The organism is Photorhabdus luminescens subsp. luminescens, from assembly GCF_001083805.1.
GTDB lineage: Bacteria > Pseudomonadota > Gammaproteobacteria > Enterobacterales > Enterobacteriaceae > Photorhabdus > Photorhabdus luminescens.
Genome location: NZ_JXSK01000002.1, coordinates 57308 through 71280 on the forward strand (window position 1 = coordinate 57308; position 13973 = coordinate 71280).

At 40.6% G+C, this 13973-nt stretch carries 18 protein-coding genes and 1 pseudogene; 5 read left to right on the forward strand and 14 right to left on the reverse strand.

What is annotated here, in order from left to right:
* Positions 1–294: 294 nt before the first annotated feature.
* From TI10_RS24850 to TI10_RS05280, 3 genes are all read right to left on the reverse strand, one after another.
* Positions 295–756, reverse strand: a complete 462-nt coding sequence (locus TI10_RS24850; RefSeq protein ID WP_049582808.1) for a lysis protein — start codon at positions 754–756, stop codon at positions 295–297.
* A gap of 92 nt (positions 757–848) precedes the next feature.
* Positions 849–1385 carry a lysozyme gene (locus tag TI10_RS05275; protein WP_049582238.1) on the reverse strand — a complete coding sequence of 179 codons (537 nt, stop codon included), beginning with the start codon at positions 1383–1385 and terminating at the stop codon, positions 849–851.
* Entirely contained in the window at positions 1369–1551 is a 183-nt protein-coding gene (locus TI10_RS05280) for a phage holin family protein (protein ID WP_049582239.1), read from the reverse strand. Before TI10_RS05280 ends, TI10_RS05275 begins: the two co-directional genes overlap by 17 nt.
* A gap of 160 nt (positions 1552–1711) precedes the next feature.
* On the opposite strand from TI10_RS05280, the gene TI10_RS23490 reads away from it, so the two are divergent.
* Positions 1712–2113, forward strand: coding sequence for a YjaA family stress response protein (locus tag TI10_RS23490; protein ID WP_074524849.1), 402 nt, complete (start codon positions 1712–1714; stop codon positions 2111–2113).
* 43 nt (positions 2114–2156) lie between these two features.
* Here TI10_RS23490 and TI10_RS05285 read toward each other — a convergent pair whose 3' ends face one another.
* The 11 genes and pseudogenes from TI10_RS05285 to TI10_RS05335 form a co-directional block, all read right to left on the reverse strand.
* Positions 2157–3200 carry a DNA-methyltransferase gene (locus TI10_RS05285; protein ID WP_175445327.1) on the reverse strand — a complete coding sequence of 348 codons (1044 nt, stop codon included), beginning with the start codon at positions 3198–3200 and terminating at the stop codon, positions 2157–2159.
* A gap of 101 nt (positions 3201–3301) precedes the next feature.
* Positions 3302–3502 (reverse strand): hypothetical protein, encoded by a 201-nt coding sequence (locus TI10_RS23495; RefSeq protein ID WP_074524840.1) that lies wholly within the window; start codon positions 3500–3502, stop codon positions 3302–3304.
* Positions 3503–3681: 179 nt separating this feature from the next.
* Complete coding sequence (locus tag TI10_RS05290) at positions 3682–4197, reverse strand: antiterminator Q family protein (RefSeq protein ID WP_244161519.1); 516 nt, start codon at positions 4195–4197, stop codon at positions 3682–3684.
* Between the two features lie 54 nt (positions 4198–4251).
* A complete protein-coding gene (locus TI10_RS05295) occupies positions 4252–4845 on the reverse strand; it encodes a DUF1367 family protein (RefSeq protein ID WP_049582240.1) in 594 nt (197 codons plus the stop codon).
* Positions 4846–4945: 100 nt separating this feature from the next.
* Positions 4946–6145, reverse strand: coding sequence for a helix-turn-helix domain-containing protein (locus TI10_RS05300; RefSeq protein ID WP_049582241.1), 1200 nt, complete (start codon positions 6143–6145; stop codon positions 4946–4948).
* Positions 6146–6160: 15 nt separating this feature from the next.
* A complete protein-coding gene (locus TI10_RS05305) occupies positions 6161–6832 on the reverse strand; it encodes a hypothetical protein (RefSeq protein WP_049582242.1) in 672 nt (223 codons plus the stop codon).
* Positions 6833–7370: 538 nt separating this feature from the next.
* A complete protein-coding gene (locus tag TI10_RS05310; RefSeq protein ID WP_049582243.1) occupies positions 7371–8738 on the reverse strand; it encodes a replicative DNA helicase in 1368 nt (455 codons plus the stop codon).
* 1 nt (position 8739) lies between these two features.
* On the reverse strand, positions 8740–9324 hold the full coding sequence (locus tag TI10_RS05315) for an ATP-binding protein (RefSeq protein ID WP_049582244.1): 585 nt from the start codon (positions 9322–9324) through the stop codon (positions 8740–8742).
* A complete protein-coding gene (locus TI10_RS05320; RefSeq protein WP_049582245.1) occupies positions 9321–10052 on the reverse strand; it encodes a helix-turn-helix domain-containing protein in 732 nt (243 codons plus the stop codon). Before TI10_RS05320 ends, TI10_RS05315 begins: the two co-directional genes overlap by 4 nt.
* 241 nt (positions 10053–10293) lie before the next feature.
* A pseudogene (locus TI10_RS05330) lies at positions 10294–10732 on the reverse strand (toxin YdaT family protein).
* Positions 10733–10789: 57 nt separating this feature from the next.
* A complete protein-coding gene (locus TI10_RS05335; RefSeq protein ID WP_049582247.1) occupies positions 10790–10978 on the reverse strand; it encodes a transcriptional regulator in 189 nt (62 codons plus the stop codon).
* Between the two features lie 139 nt (positions 10979–11117).
* Here TI10_RS05335 and TI10_RS05340 point away from each other — a divergent pair, with 139 nt between their 5' ends.
* From TI10_RS05340 to TI10_RS26450, 4 genes are all read left to right on the forward strand, one after another.
* Positions 11118–11489: a hypothetical protein gene (locus TI10_RS05340; protein WP_049582248.1), complete on the forward strand. Its 372-nt coding sequence runs from the start codon at positions 11118–11120 to the stop codon at positions 11487–11489.
* Between the two features lie 1018 nt (positions 11490–12507).
* Complete coding sequence (locus TI10_RS05345) at positions 12508–12852, forward strand: hypothetical protein (RefSeq protein ID WP_049582250.1); 345 nt, start codon at positions 12508–12510, stop codon at positions 12850–12852.
* Positions 12853–12867: 15 nt separating this feature from the next.
* Positions 12868–13119, forward strand: coding sequence for a hypothetical protein (locus TI10_RS05350; protein ID WP_049582251.1), 252 nt, complete (start codon positions 12868–12870; stop codon positions 13117–13119).
* Positions 13120–13132: 13 nt separating this feature from the next.
* Positions 13133–13921, forward strand: coding sequence for a hypothetical protein (locus TI10_RS26450; RefSeq protein WP_049582252.1), 789 nt, complete (start codon positions 13133–13135; stop codon positions 13919–13921).
* Positions 13922–13973: the final 52 nt, after the last annotated feature.

Genomic DNA, 13973 nt, shown 5'->3' on the forward strand with positions numbered 1-13973 from the left:
TCAATTAGAAGGAGCTGCCTCTGGATGCGGTATCTTATCCTGCCAGTGTTCTTTTATCACTTCACTCATACGTTTCATCCAGTCCGCCAGTTTTAATTGCTGTCTCTTTCTCTGATTTCAGTTTAGGGACATTAGTAAACGCCATTTTTGCAATGTATTTACCGAATTCGTCTTTGCTGATGATAAGCGTTTGATCAAGGATCGTCTCTGAATTGTTGTGCTATACATAGTATTTACTGAGTCGTGTTTGCGTTTCCCTGTCTTTCTCGAAGTAAATCAGATCAACTTCTGTTTTCATTTTGTCACCTTGTAACATTCAGTTTTTATGTAATCCTGCAAATATCTTAATTTTGCTCGGTCATTGATGATGCCTTCTCGGATATCAAGAACAGTTGATCCAGTTTCTCCAGTGAGTTCGACTGTGGTTGTAGTGCCCACGCCGCCGGAGGTAGTGGCCTCACACACGGGACAGGTGGCCGCGATGCGCAACCGACGACGACCGGCAGCAACATCATCACGCAGAGCATCATTTTCAGATTTAGCATTAGCAAGTTCCTTCGTATGTTTCACATCCAACTCGTTCAACATCGTGATGTGAGAGTTCTGATAGTCGATAGTGTCTATGAGTTGCTGAATGTCTTCTTGCTGCTGCTTTGTAACACGTTGCTCTCTCTGTAACTCAGAGTGATGACAATACGCTGTCAATGAAATAAGGATCAACGCTAGTATCGTGTAGTAATGAAAGCTAAATTTCATAGCAACAACGCCCCAGAAACCAACCCCATCCATCTTTACCTATCAAAGTAAGAACAAAACCAAACAGAAACAATCTTCCGGCCAACGAATGTCTATTCACCCAACCCCCAGCAAGTTAATTCCGATTCCTGGGCGCGTCGCTCAACCTGACCATAACAGCCGTTTGCCTGCCCTTTGGTTTGTCGGCAATCTCGACCATCGTCAAATACCCAGCGCTTTATCTCAGCACAAGCGCCTTTCTTATCTCCGGCATTCAGCTTTCGATAGAACGTGGAAGAGAAGCATTTCGATGGGCCAATGTTATACGGGCAAAAGCTGGCAATACCTGCTATCTGAGGTTCAGTTAATGGCACCCACACATTGCGTTTTACCCATGCGATGGACTGCTTTGCTTCTTGTGCATTGAGGTCACGGCACTGATTCGGTATTAACCTCATCCCTTGACGAACAGGAGCTCCATCAATCCGAGTCACACCTCGGCAGATTGTCCAGACTCCACCCGCATCCTGATACGTTGATAACCGGTTACCCTCTTTCTCGTCCAAAAACTGAGACAGTATCGCCATAGCACCTGCACCAGAGAGAGCCAGACCGATAACCGCAGCACTTAACTTACTGGTCTTTGTCATTGCGGCTAAACTCCCGATGCTTGTAGTACCAGTTGACCCCAAAGGTACCAACAGTGCAGATAATGCCAATAATGATGGCCCAGTCGTTCAGCGACAGAGCGCCAAGCATTGCTGTAAAAGCGCCCCAAGTATATGCAATGGGGCTGGTGTATTTGTCCATACGCATAATTCCATCCTACTGATGGGGTGATCATTTAGTTAATTTAATTGTTTGGGCTGATTTGCCCGGTATTGATTTAAAAGACTCAGTGAGAATCAGACTTCACTGTATTAAGAGAAGAACGTATACTTATAACAAATTTGCATTACCTGACATACACATTTTTATGAGCTTAATTTACATACGACTATATATTAATAAAATTGTTGTTCGCAACGTCAGTACTGGTAAAGAAGTCTCTGGTACCCCCGACACTCCCTTTGCTACATCTCGTTTATTGCTAGGGCAAATGATACCTGCAATGTTTTTGCTTAAAAAACTAATAAAAAAAGTGAGGAAAAATACTTGGTATAACTTTTTTTTATCAAACCATCATGTGATTATTCAGCCGATGGAAATGAATGAAGGTGGACACAGTCAAGTTGAATTCAGAGCTTATATAGATCTCGCTAAGAGCATTACTTCAAGTCAAAACGTTAATCTCTGTTCACCGCGATTACTACCACTTTCTGACGATGAAATCCGCCAAATACTATCCAACAATTCATTATTTCGCCATAACAACTAATGAGAGAAACTCAAATAACCCCTCACCGCAGCGAGGTAGTTATTCATATCATCGCCCCAATTTCCTGCTTAGTTTGATTAAAGTATTCTTCTTCTAATTCTACACCCAAGACACGACGATTCAGCTTTAGTGCTGCTTTTAGTGTTGCGCCCGATCCCATAAAGAAATCTGCCACTAGATCTCCTTCCCGGCTGCTAGACTGGATAATATGTGCCATCAAATCGGCTGGCTTTTCACAAGGGTGTTTGCCAGGGTAATACTGAACAGAGGGAAACATCCATACATCGGTATAGGGAACATCAACAGTTACAGAAAACGGGCGACGCAGCAGCCCATATTCCCGACTCAATTCTTCATACTGGCGTGATAAAGTAAGATGAGATTCTACTAACTCATGATACAACCTGTTTAATTCTCCGTTCTGGTGTTTTTCTCTGGCTATCCGAGCGAACAGTACTCGCAGCTTTTGGTAATCCACTTCATTGGGTAATTGCCACTGGCTATCACTGAACCAGTGACTGGCCATCTGTTTTCCCGTAGCAGCGTTAATTTCTTTTGCTGTGACACCCAACGCCTTTCGTGCATCGCGAAAATAGTCCACAAGAGGTTTAAAGACATATTGCTTAAGCTCGCGGCATTTGTGGAAATATCCATCACCTTTAGGTTGATAAGGCCCCTGATAATGTTCAGCAAATATGATCCGTTCCGTGGAAGGGAAATAAGCCCTTAAACTTTCTTTATTCTGTCTGCGCCACGGACCAGAAGGTTTTGCCCAGATAATGTGGTTAAGCACATTGAACCGTTCACGAACAAGGATTTCCGTATCAGACGCCAGACGCGAACCACAAAACATATACAAACTGCCGTTGGGTTTCAGCACACGCCAGAATTCAGTCAGTACTTCATCCAGCCATGCAAGATAAACCGTTACATCCTCCCATTGTCTGTCCCAACCACACTCTTTTACCCGAAAATAGGGCGGATCAGTGGCAATTAAGTCTATGCAGTTGTCTGGTAACATTTTGATAAATCGTAGAGAGTCGTCATTAATTAATGTGATATCACTTAAATTCACAATATTTTCCATAAATCGATACTGGCTTACTCTCTGGTTAGCACAGAACAGGCGAATGGCTGGTGTTGTCAACTCCACCAGCCGTCCATTTCACCGCTTAAGAAGTTACCCCATCAGGGGCAACGCTTGAAAAAGGTGTCGTTGTCCCGGCTTTCCATCAATCCAGCCAGACAAAATTGAGTTAAAAGTAATTGGCAACGCGGCGTTGATAGCCCCGTCAGAGTTGAAACATCAGGAATAGAAACCCAGTCATACATCGGTACGGTTTCTAAAACACATGAGGCTATTGTTGTCATATCTTCATGTTTTAGCATGATAATTTAAACCTTTGGTCAGTTAATGTGCATAGACACACATGTAACTCTGACCGATGACAACAGCAAGTTTTATCTGGATTTCAGGCAATAAAAAACCCCGCACTGGGCGAGGCTATCAGTCACGAATGCTACTATCACAACATATACTAAAATAGTGGCTCATAAGTTCAAAGATGTCAACACGTTCGTGACAAAAGTTTTGATTTTCTTTCCTGTTCCCGTCTTATAAAGGCATCTTGCAATGGTTGATAAATCAAATATTCCGTTGCTCTTAATATTTCCTCAACCTCACGCCGACAAGTTGACATTGATGGCTTTCGCTTACGCAACATACCATTTCTGCGGATCATAATTCTTGGCTGAACCGTTGCATGATAATGCCTGGCAATTGCTCTATCAGATACACAATAAACATATCGACTAAGCAACATCCCAAATGCAACCCGATCAATATGGTAAATATGGTCTACTACCCTAGCGATTAACATACCATCATCATCATTACATATCGGACGTTCTGGATAACCTCTCGGCTCTACTGTCGCCATAAACTCAGCAATCATACTGCTCTGACGTTTATCAAACCTGCCAGAGTAAACCCACGCGCCAAACTTAGATAACCAATCCTGCAACCAGATTTCTTGTGATTGGCTCAACTGTAGCCCATCCGTTGGAAACATCACACCCGACATAGCCGTACCTCTTCAACTTCCTTTTTCACTTTTGGTCATTAGTCTCGCTCTGCATTAAATAAAATCGAACAGCTGAGAGGCGACATTCTCAGCAGCTTCTCTAGTCGGGAAATTGCGATACAATATAAAGTTCCAAAGCACGTTTAATGTGGCTTTATAAAGTTCCTGAAATTCCAGCTCTTCCATTTTGGCAAAGCTGATTGAACGAGGTTCACGATATAGACTTCCGTTAGGCATCTCGTAAGTGTCATAGTGCCCTGACTCCACTGTTGCCCAGCGCCGAAAGGTATCAAAGGATTTGGTGGCAGTAATGTTCTGGGCTCGGTTTTTGGATATGCCAGCAAGATATTCATCCGCAGCGGATTGTAAGACATCTTCACTGCCCGCGAAGTGTGCAAGAAATTGTACGTAGCCACGCACAAGCGCTTTCTCTTTCGGGGAAATAGTGCCTCCAGTAGGTTGCCAGTATTCATAGCCAAGATTCAGAAGGGCAAAATATTTACGATGGAAACGCGGGTTACGTGCTTTCTTAAAATCCGCATAAAGCACATCGCCACACTTCACTTTGAAGTGCAGGTATTCCCTGGCTGCGGGAGTCGCCGGTCTCAGGGTGTCATTCGAGATTTTGATAAAACTATGCTGCGTCATCACTTATCCTCAAAGTTATGACACAGCAGCTTTTGTTTAGGTTATCGGATGTTCAGGCCGATACGAATAGAATAACAGGTGTTAGTATTAATTCCCAATTTTACTTTTTATTAAATAAGTTAACGACGTTTGTATCTTGTTGTGTCGTAGATATATTAATACTATTCTTCAATTGTATTCTGGATTGAAAATCAAGTACCTGTGATTCTGAAAAAAATCCCTTAGGAACTGAACATAAATCCTCTAAATCTCCTTTTGGGAAACCAAATTCCTCAAGAAGCGTTTTTTTACTAAAAGTTCCAGAATCCAATAATAGGTTCAAGCACCTAGGTAACAAACGAACCGACTCTGGTTTTCTAAGATCATCAAGCGGCTCTCCTTTTCGCCAACCTCTAGCAGAAATATTTTTATATAACCTCTGATATTCCAGAGAAGATATTAACTCTAAATTTCTCGCTCTAAGGATCATAGATTGTGCCGACATCCCCCAGCGATTTTTTAAAGATATGAAATTCTGTAATGTAGGATATGGCGGAAGCTCTACAGAAAATGACTCTTCCGGCAACATGAAACTCGACGCAAACTTATGTGCTTGCTCTTCTATTGGATTAAAATTAATAGTATCAAATTTATTTATATATCGATGTAAGACTATATGACCTAATTCATGAGCAGCATCAAATCGACTACGATAGTAGTTATCTTTGTCACTAGCTAAAACCACATACGGTCTATTATCTAAATCATTCCATTGAGAATAGCCATCCATTACAGAACTACCTTGTTCAAATCTGGAACAGACTATCCCCGCATTCTCCATTACAAGCAATAGATCATCTATCGGTGCAATACCTAATCCCCAAGCTTTCCTACACTCAAAAGCCATTCTTTCAATCAACTGATCATCTATCGCTCTGTAATCCTTTACGCTAAGATGAGGAATGTTAACTTCTGGATAATCAAGATATTCTTGCATCTTACATGATAACTCTTGAAACCATCCCATGTATCGCTCTGAAGCAATACATAAGTCTTTTGCCGTGGTTGAAAGTGTTCGGAAGAATACTGGTTTTTTTTCGTACTTAACAATAGGCTTTGTGAACCAACTTACCGGGCAATTAAGAATCTGACTTAAGCTATGCAATACTTCTGCATCGGGGGAATGATTACCGTTTTCCCATTTGGTAATAGTTGATGGCGAACGATCCACTAACCTACCAAGGTTAATTTTCGATAATCCCCTCGCTTCTCTTATCTGTGTCAACCTTTCAGATTGGAAACCAGAAATTCCCACTCTCATAATGTCTCACCTATTCTATTTTTCCTGATCCTTCAGGCGCTTCTTGAGCTTAGGTAAAACCATATCAGGAATGACTATCTTTTTCTCTCCAGTATAGAGCGCTAAAAGCTCCGTTACAGATTTATTATAGTGAAAACCTTTCATATTGGTAAAAGGAACCACAATCCTTAAATCCATCATGCTGGCCTGAGATTCATGATATGGTGGATTAATATTTATTAACAACACACCTAACGTATCAATGTCATTATGATGTTTACTATCTTCTTCTCTAAAAAGATCTGGAGTATAGCCTTCAAATTTTTCATTCAATTGGGCTATCAATGAACGATGTTTCGCGCCCCTTATGTGGCGCTCATCGTGATTTAACCCAATACGGCTAATTTTAACACCTTCTGAATCAATAATAATATAATGCTCCCCTTTCGGGGATGTATCAGCATCGTAACAAAGATAACCTGAACGACTTGCAGCTTCCCTCAAAGCTGAGTTAAGGCCATAGTGCCTAGCCTGAGGCCTAAATCTACGTTGCTCCGGCTCACCAAGTTTTAGTATATCGCCTATAGTTACTTCCTGTGCTGCGGCATACTTAGCATATAATTCATCTTGTACGTTAAGCCAAAAATCACGCCTGAAAGCGTTTATTATCAAATCGGTAATATCACTTTGTGTGTCGTTAATGCTCATTTAGATACCCTGATTGCGTTAAGCAGATTTTATGGTATTTTTTTTTCGTTTTGAACGCAAGCAATATACTTAATATGTAAATTTGTACGTTAAAAATACAACTTTTATACCATCCCAGTGTATTCCTGTAGGCCACTTCACTAGAAAAACAATATTCAGCTACAAAAAGACTTTCCCACACACTTTTCACTTTGCTGTTTATGCAACTGAACTACCTACTTTTTTCATGAATGATCATCCATCCTAATCAGCATAGTGAGGTATTCATTAACTTTGTAAGATTCCCTATCCGATCTTCGAAGAGTACAATTGAGCTTCAGCATCTCCAGCTCTTAGTTATCCACCAGCAATTCTATTTTGGTAAAGCCAGCATCCTGCTGGCGTTTACATTGAATCGACTAGCTTTCAAGTCTAACTTTGTAAGATAGCGATGTTTTCGGCACTACACCAAAATGGGATAATTAATAAATACCCCAATTATCTAATAAAATCAGTTTACTGTTTATGGTCATATTGGTCTGCCTCTTTTGGTCTTTAGTTAAAATGCTTTGTCCGCATATCGGCGCTCTTTTTGTTTAGTCTGTTGCTGTGTACGACATATTTCAGCAGCAACAATTTGATCAGTTGGTAAGTAATGCCCGTTTTTAAATTCCTGGAATATCGTTCCGGTTTCACCGTGACGATTTTTATCCAAAATAATCTCAGCATAATTTCTGGCTGGACTTCGTGGGCTATAAACAACATCCCGGTAAGTAAAAATAATCCTGTCTGCATCTTGCTCTAAGCTACCTGAATCTCTTAAATCAGCCGCAACAGGACGACGTTGATGCATTGGCCGCTTATCAACTTCTCTTGATAACTGACTCAATGCGGTAACTGGTGTATGCAGTCGTTTAGCCAGTCCTTTGAGGACCCTAGATATTTGAGCGATAGCAAGATCATTACGTTCGGCTTTGGGCTTTTCTATCAATCCCAGATAATCAACAAAAATTCCTTTCAGATTCGGATACCTGCGTTTATGAGTTTCACTGATAGCACATATCTGCTCAACGCTTAATTCACTAGCATCAAGAATATGAATATCGCGATCTATTAACTCGCTTATTGCGTTAGATATACGAACCCAATCTTCATCATAAAATTCACCACTTCTCAATTTGGAAACTGACAGTTGGGCAGAACCAGCAACCATACGCTCTGTAATTTGTTGTGCTGCCATTTCCATTGAAAACAGCAATACTGCCCCTCCATGCCTCGTCATACCCTCAATCATGCAAAGTGCCAGTTCTGTTTTGCCCATGCCGGGACGACCGCCGATGAGAATTAAATCAGTTGGGTTAAATCCTCCCGTCAACGAGTCAAATGGCTCAATACCTGTCATAATCATGCCGCGACTATCTTCACCTAAGTTACGCCTCTCCAGTGTGTCAATGTACCCTTCAACCAATGTCTTGATGTGCACGGGAACTAGGTTGCCAGTATCTCGCATTAACTCCCCCATAGTGGACATAAAGCCCGCTATGACATGTTGTGCTTGAGTATGATTTTTAGTTTCCAGTAACGCCTGTTGACCGGCGTTGATCACTGCTGTAACCCGCCGAACATACCAATATTCACTAACTTTATTGGCATAGCCTTTCAGGTTTGCATTCCAAACAGGGCTCTTACTCAACTCCAGGACATTAGCTAATGTATTACCATCTCCACTCATAGCCTCAGCGATGAATATTGGATCAATCAGGGAGCTACTGAACGCTTGTTTTTTGATTTCAACGTAGACACGACGCAAAAAACCTGAACTAAACGCCTCTTCTGGTAACGTTGCAAGAACATCGTAAGCATCCTGCGTTGCACCACCTGACAACAATCCGCTTATAACCGCAGACTCTAGATTGAGCTCATTCATACTACTGCCCCCTCCGGTAACTATCCCAGTCAAAAGCCAACACCACCCCACCCTGTAACACACGATCTAATACTCGGTCCCCTAAAAACACCGACAGATCATTCATTGGCAAATTACTGATCAGGATCGTTGGTAATAAATCTTCATACCGGTTATTAATCACCTCAAACAAGATATTTCGCTCTGATTCAGTGCCGTATTGAACGCCAATCTCATCAATGATCAGCAAATCCAACTCACTGTAAAACCTCAATGTTTCGAATTCGTTGGTGTCAGAATCATTATTCCATGAACGACGAAATGCCCTGATAATACGTGATGCGGTTGTAATAAACGCACTGATACCGTTTTGAGTGACTATTTCACGGCATGTCGCAACAGCCAGATGAGTTTTCCCGGTACCAAGACGGCCACACATGATGATCCCCTCACCCATAGCTTTGCGTTCTTTCCAGGTCTGAACATAACTTCGGCAGGTCTTCAGATTATGTTGAGCAGCTTTGTTAATAGGCTGATAATTTTCAAAGCTGGCATGTTCAAAACGTGGAGCAATGTTGATTGATTTCAGCAAATCAAAAGTGTTCACTTCACACCTCCCGAATCAATTTCCTTAGCCCAGTAAGCGCTATGAGACTCATATTTTTTATTTTCATAACCAGTATGATTATTTAATTGAGTTCGTGGGTTTTGGGATTTTTCAGGGAACAATCCCTGCCATCCATTCGCAATAGAATTACAAATCACGTGATCAGGATGATCACATTTGGCAAGTTTTATACCCTGCTGCTTGCACATAGTCTCCGTCAGAGGTTTTTTTATCTCTCGTCTAAAATTAACCCAATCAGCCCATACATCGGCGCTGACGTTTTCAGGCTTAGCTGTAAGAGGATCAAATTTTATTTTTTCCTCTCGCTTTTTCCCTTGAAGGGTAAATGAGGTTTTAGGTTCTATGACTGGTTCAAAAGAGTGATTGGTTCTGTGACTGGTTCTGGGTGCAGCATTTGCACCACTGAGTGCAAGAGATGCACCATATTTATTACTGGAATTGTCTAAATTGAGTAAATACACATTTGATTGATTCAAACCGTTCTTCGTTTTCCTTTCCTCAACATTAATAATGTTATCCTTAACTAATTGTTTAATATGGTTTTGTACAGAGCGTTCTGATATTTCGCATTGTTCAGCAATGTAAGCAACTGACGGCCAGCACTCTCCTTGGTCATTAGCGTTATCAGCCAGCTTAATCAATACCAATTTACGAAGTGGATTACCGACTTTGATACTCATAGCTTTTACCATCAATAACATGCTCATAATCAAGCTCCAAGTATTTTAGCAATCTGACAGCAAGCTGACTCACACCGTTCAAGGGTAAGAGACTCTTCCAGCAATTTGGCCTTTTGCCGTTCATATTGTTCCCAGATATTTAACGCAACTTCTCTGTACCCTTCATAAATTTCTGAGATTTGTTCTATAGTTACAAACTCACCACTTAGGCGAAACTTATTACAACAGACGATCTTTTCTATGGTTCTAAGCATTGGTCTTGCCTCTTTTAAACGTTTGTCAAAGCATGCAGTGCTGATATCGCAACAGTTATTTGTTGTGATATATCACTACCTCCTAAACCTCCCAATAGAATTGCAATTATCACTGCCGTAAATTCACGAATCGCAATAGATATCAAATAATTAGTTGTTTCACCGTTAACTCTAGCTTTGCGTTCAAGTGGAAGGGCTGATTGAATAGCGGGTAACAACTCCGATACTTTTCTTCGTGCCGCCCTTGAATCACTGCGCAACCACCTGAAAATTTGCTGCCTGTTATTATTGATAGCTTTCCAATTAGCATTTCCATTTATTTCAATGGGGTGCAGTTTGGCTGATAGCGTTCTTTCACAAAGCAAGAAGTACATTCGGCTTATTTCGATTGCTACATACTCCTGCTGCCCACGCCTCGACTTCGGCTTTCAGGGCGTTGATATTTTGTTCCACGGTTTACGTCTCCTGTCGCAATGTTGATTATTGAGAATCAGTTTTTTTACTGACTACTCAGTTAGCATTTATTTCAGGCCATATTTTCTGCCAGTCATGAGGACGAAGATCTTGTCTTGTCACTTTTCCATTGGTTGCATTTTCTATATCAAAACATCTAGCGGGAGGAACTGGATACCCCAAGCCTCTCAGCAGAAGTTTGGCTTCACCTCGCTTTAAATTAGAAATGTAATCATTTAGTTTCATAACTACCCTTTTAGAAATACAAAAGGTTTAATAAATACTAAACATTTGTCAAGCATTTGCTTATTTAGTAAATACTAATCACAATTTAACTGGTAGGAAAAATAGTTAAATCCCAGATACGTAGGTTCTTATAAATAAAATGAGCATGAAGAACATCAGGCAACAACGCCTAAAAGATTGGTTTTCCGATAAAACTCTTCCTGAAAAAGAGAGGAGTTATTTGTCACAGCTTATGAACGGTAAAGCATCTTTCGGCGAAAAAGCCGCGAGACGTTTAGAACAAGACTATCGAATGCCAGATGGTTATTTAGACGCCGATACAAACACCCCCGAACTAGGAAGTCCACTACAAGTAACATTGACTCCTAAACAAAAAGTTCTTCTAGAACTGTTCGACAAACTACCAGATAGTGATGCCGATGATCTGATAAAAAATCTTGAAGATAAAAAACGGCATTATGATAATTTACTAGAAGAATTATTACATAAAAAGAAGCAAAAGAAAGCATAGAAAAAAGTCGCCACTCGACTTTTTTATTATTTATCAATAAGATTTTTATCTTACTCTGAACCCTACGGAATAAACCGTTAACCCTCAATCACTCAATCCAAAAATTAATTAACCTTTAGCCAACACTAAAAAATTATCATGCTATATGCATGGCGAATCTCTAAAACTATCTTGGCCATCCTATTTTATAGTGCTATCACCAAGGGAAAATTCATTCAGTTCATACCTTGAAATAGATATAAAAATAAATCAAATAGTTAAACTTAACACTTCGATAAGCCCTTCTCGTTGTTTAACTTTTGATTTACTTTAAGTTTATTAATTACCAAACTTGATTTCAACAGCAAACAGGCAGGACGCCCACGCAGTAGTCGCTACCGGCATATGAAGAGGTAGATGATTTGCTAATCAGTAACACGGCACAGCAGCCGTTTAGGTTAAGTGTTCAGAACCGAATTTACAATTTCAATTGTCATGAAGGAGGAGAACCGCAGCGCTCAACATGACCTGCCATAATTACCACACATGACAACTGTATTTACCAGAATAGAAGAGGAAAGATCAACCAACACCAGGATTCCCCAGCCAGCGGTGGGAATGGTACGAAAAACACTGGCAGTTGATGCGTTACGGTTCTTCTTGCCGGGTTTCTTAGAAACTGCGTGAATCAACGGACGGCGGGGAAAGACCCACACATTAACCAATCGAACAACAGCTCTTATGTGTAATGACATGCAGAATATAAATTAGACCGATTCATCGGCCTGTTTAAAGCATTTATTAAAACCATAATCCCTGAATGGTATTTATCGTTGATCAGTCCGTACCAACTAATACCAATATGGAGAAAAACTAAGAATAAACAGATGTAAAAGAACCCACCGAAGTGGCGGGTTCTTTTACCCCGGATAGCCGACCAAAGCTAACCGGGAATTTCTACTAACGAGAACTAACTCGCTAGAAGAGGCAAGACCAATGATTTCCATCATTGATCGTTAATAATATATCAGGAGTTGCTATGAAAGCACAACAAGAAACAATACAAGTAAAGCTCTATGTTCACGCTATCGAAAATAACATTTCACGAAAAATGAACATCACCGTCTTACCACATGACGCAAGTAAACACGGAAATGCGTCGATCTTTGGTACAGTTGTCGCTATTCATGATATAGAAATCCCGTATCCAAATATTAGTCGCTCAGACTTTATAAATTCACAAATTGATACTTTAAAGAAAGAACAAAATAAAGTTCTTACGGAAGCTCATGCTAAAGCATCTGAACTTGAGGACCGTATTCAATCACTGTTATGCATTGAAGAAAAACCAATTTCTAAATCTGATGAAGAAATTCCTTATTAATTCTTAGGTGTATTTATGAAAAACATAAATGATGTAATTAATTTAATCCTAGATAATGGTTTAATTGCTATTGAGCATGAAAATAATAGCGATACAACAAACGAAACTATGCATATATCTATTATCGGTGGCAAAAGGCGGGTTGAATATTACCCAACGACGGGAATGGTTTATTCAAATGCTGTCAAGGGATTATATCCAAAAGTCAAAATGCCAAAAGCCGGGATTAAGGCAACAATAAGACTGGCAAAAAAAGCAATTCATTAAAGAGGTAAGACCAATGTTCACATATATCTGTGTCTTTGAGCCGACAAAAAAAGCTCAAAAAAATGGGGCCGTACCACTTGCAATCGCACTCAAAACCAATTCCGAAAAAATGGCTAAAGCTATGGCCATTGTTTACCTTGGGGAAGAGTACGCGGACGATATGAGCAACTTCAACACATCAAAACCAATTATTTGTAAAGATATACAGGGCTCCCCTCGCCCACCAATTGGTAAATTTGACGAAAAATTTGCTACTGAATACGAGTTCAACGGCACCACATGGCAGGCTAGAACACTCGAACCAACGAAAAACTCATCTATTACTACGCGTGATTTTAACCACACTTACGCCACGTTAGATCTGGAAATTGCACTGGCATTACTAGACGGTGACTTTCATTGCTGGGCGATTATGTCACATAGTATAAAAGAAGCTAAACAACTGATAGCAGACAACAATGAAACATGGAGGCAATGGTCCACCGCATTTCGCATCAGAACCGACGCTCTGTCCATTCCAAGAGAAACGCTTTTCAGCATCGTGCGTGAAGGTAAACGCCGTCCTGAATTTCTGGCCGATGTCATCGCTATGAAGGAATTTTTAAACTGTGCTTTAGGTAATACCGACATATCCATTGAATTACCAGAAGAGCAACCCAAAGTTTCCGATTATCCGATGTCAACATCAGAAGCCTCAATAACAGATGTCGCTCCAGATGAGGTTGAACCCCCACAGGCGGCACTACAAGTTAAAGAGAAAAAAAGCGAAACCAAGTCTCTTAAGACCAGAAAAACCAAGTAAACCAAAGAGGACAAAGCAGTAGAAAAGACTGCACAAGACACTACGGCGGATG

Coding starts and splice junctions, on each gene's coding strand:
- TI10_RS05335 (WP_049582247.1), bottom strand. CDS start 10,978: ATGAAACTAAATGATTACATTTCTAATTTAAAGCGAGGTGAAGCCAAA.
- TI10_RS05275 (WP_049582238.1), bottom strand. CDS start 1,385: ATGACAAAGACCAGTAAGTTAAGTGCTGCGGTTATCGGTCTGGCTCTC.
- TI10_RS05320 (WP_049582245.1), bottom strand. CDS start 10,052: ATGAGCATGTTATTGATGGTAAAAGCTATGAGTATCAAAGTCGGTAAT.
- TI10_RS23490 (WP_074524849.1), top strand. CDS start 1,712: ATGAGCTTAATTTACATACGACTATATATTAATAAAATTGTTGTTCGC.
- TI10_RS05295 (WP_049582240.1), bottom strand. CDS start 4,845: ATGACGCAGCATAGTTTTATCAAAATCTCGAATGACACCCTGAGACCG.
- TI10_RS05280 (WP_049582239.1), bottom strand. CDS start 1,551: ATGCGTATGGACAAATACACCAGCCCCATTGCATATACTTGGGGCGCT.
- TI10_RS05285 (WP_175445327.1), bottom strand. CDS start 3,200: ATGGAAAATATTGTGAATTTAAGTGATATCACATTAATTAATGACGAC.
- TI10_RS05290 (WP_244161519.1), bottom strand. CDS start 4,197: ATGTCGGGTGTGATGTTTCCAACGGATGGGCTACAGTTGAGCCAATCA.
- TI10_RS05350 (WP_049582251.1), top strand. CDS start 12,868: ATGAAAAACATAAATGATGTAATTAATTTAATCCTAGATAATGGTTTA.
- TI10_RS24850 (WP_049582808.1), bottom strand. CDS start 756: ATGAAATTTAGCTTTCATTACTACACGATACTAGCGTTGATCCTTATT.
- TI10_RS05340 (WP_049582248.1), top strand. CDS start 11,118: ATGAGCATGAAGAACATCAGGCAACAACGCCTAAAAGATTGGTTTTCC.
- TI10_RS05305 (WP_049582242.1), bottom strand. CDS start 6,832: ATGAGCATTAACGACACACAAAGTGATATTACCGATTTGATAATAAAC.
- TI10_RS05300 (WP_049582241.1), bottom strand. CDS start 6,145: ATGAGAGTGGGAATTTCTGGTTTCCAATCTGAAAGGTTGACACAGATA.
- TI10_RS05345 (WP_049582250.1), top strand. CDS start 12,508: ATGAAAGCACAACAAGAAACAATACAAGTAAAGCTCTATGTTCACGCT.
- TI10_RS23495 (WP_074524840.1), bottom strand. CDS start 3,502: ATGCTAAAACATGAAGATATGACAACAATAGCCTCATGTGTTTTAGAA.
- TI10_RS05310 (WP_049582243.1), bottom strand. CDS start 8,738: ATGAATGAGCTCAATCTAGAGTCTGCGGTTATAAGCGGATTGTTGTCA.
- TI10_RS26450 (WP_049582252.1), top strand. CDS start 13,133: ATGTTCACATATATCTGTGTCTTTGAGCCGACAAAAAAAGCTCAAAAA.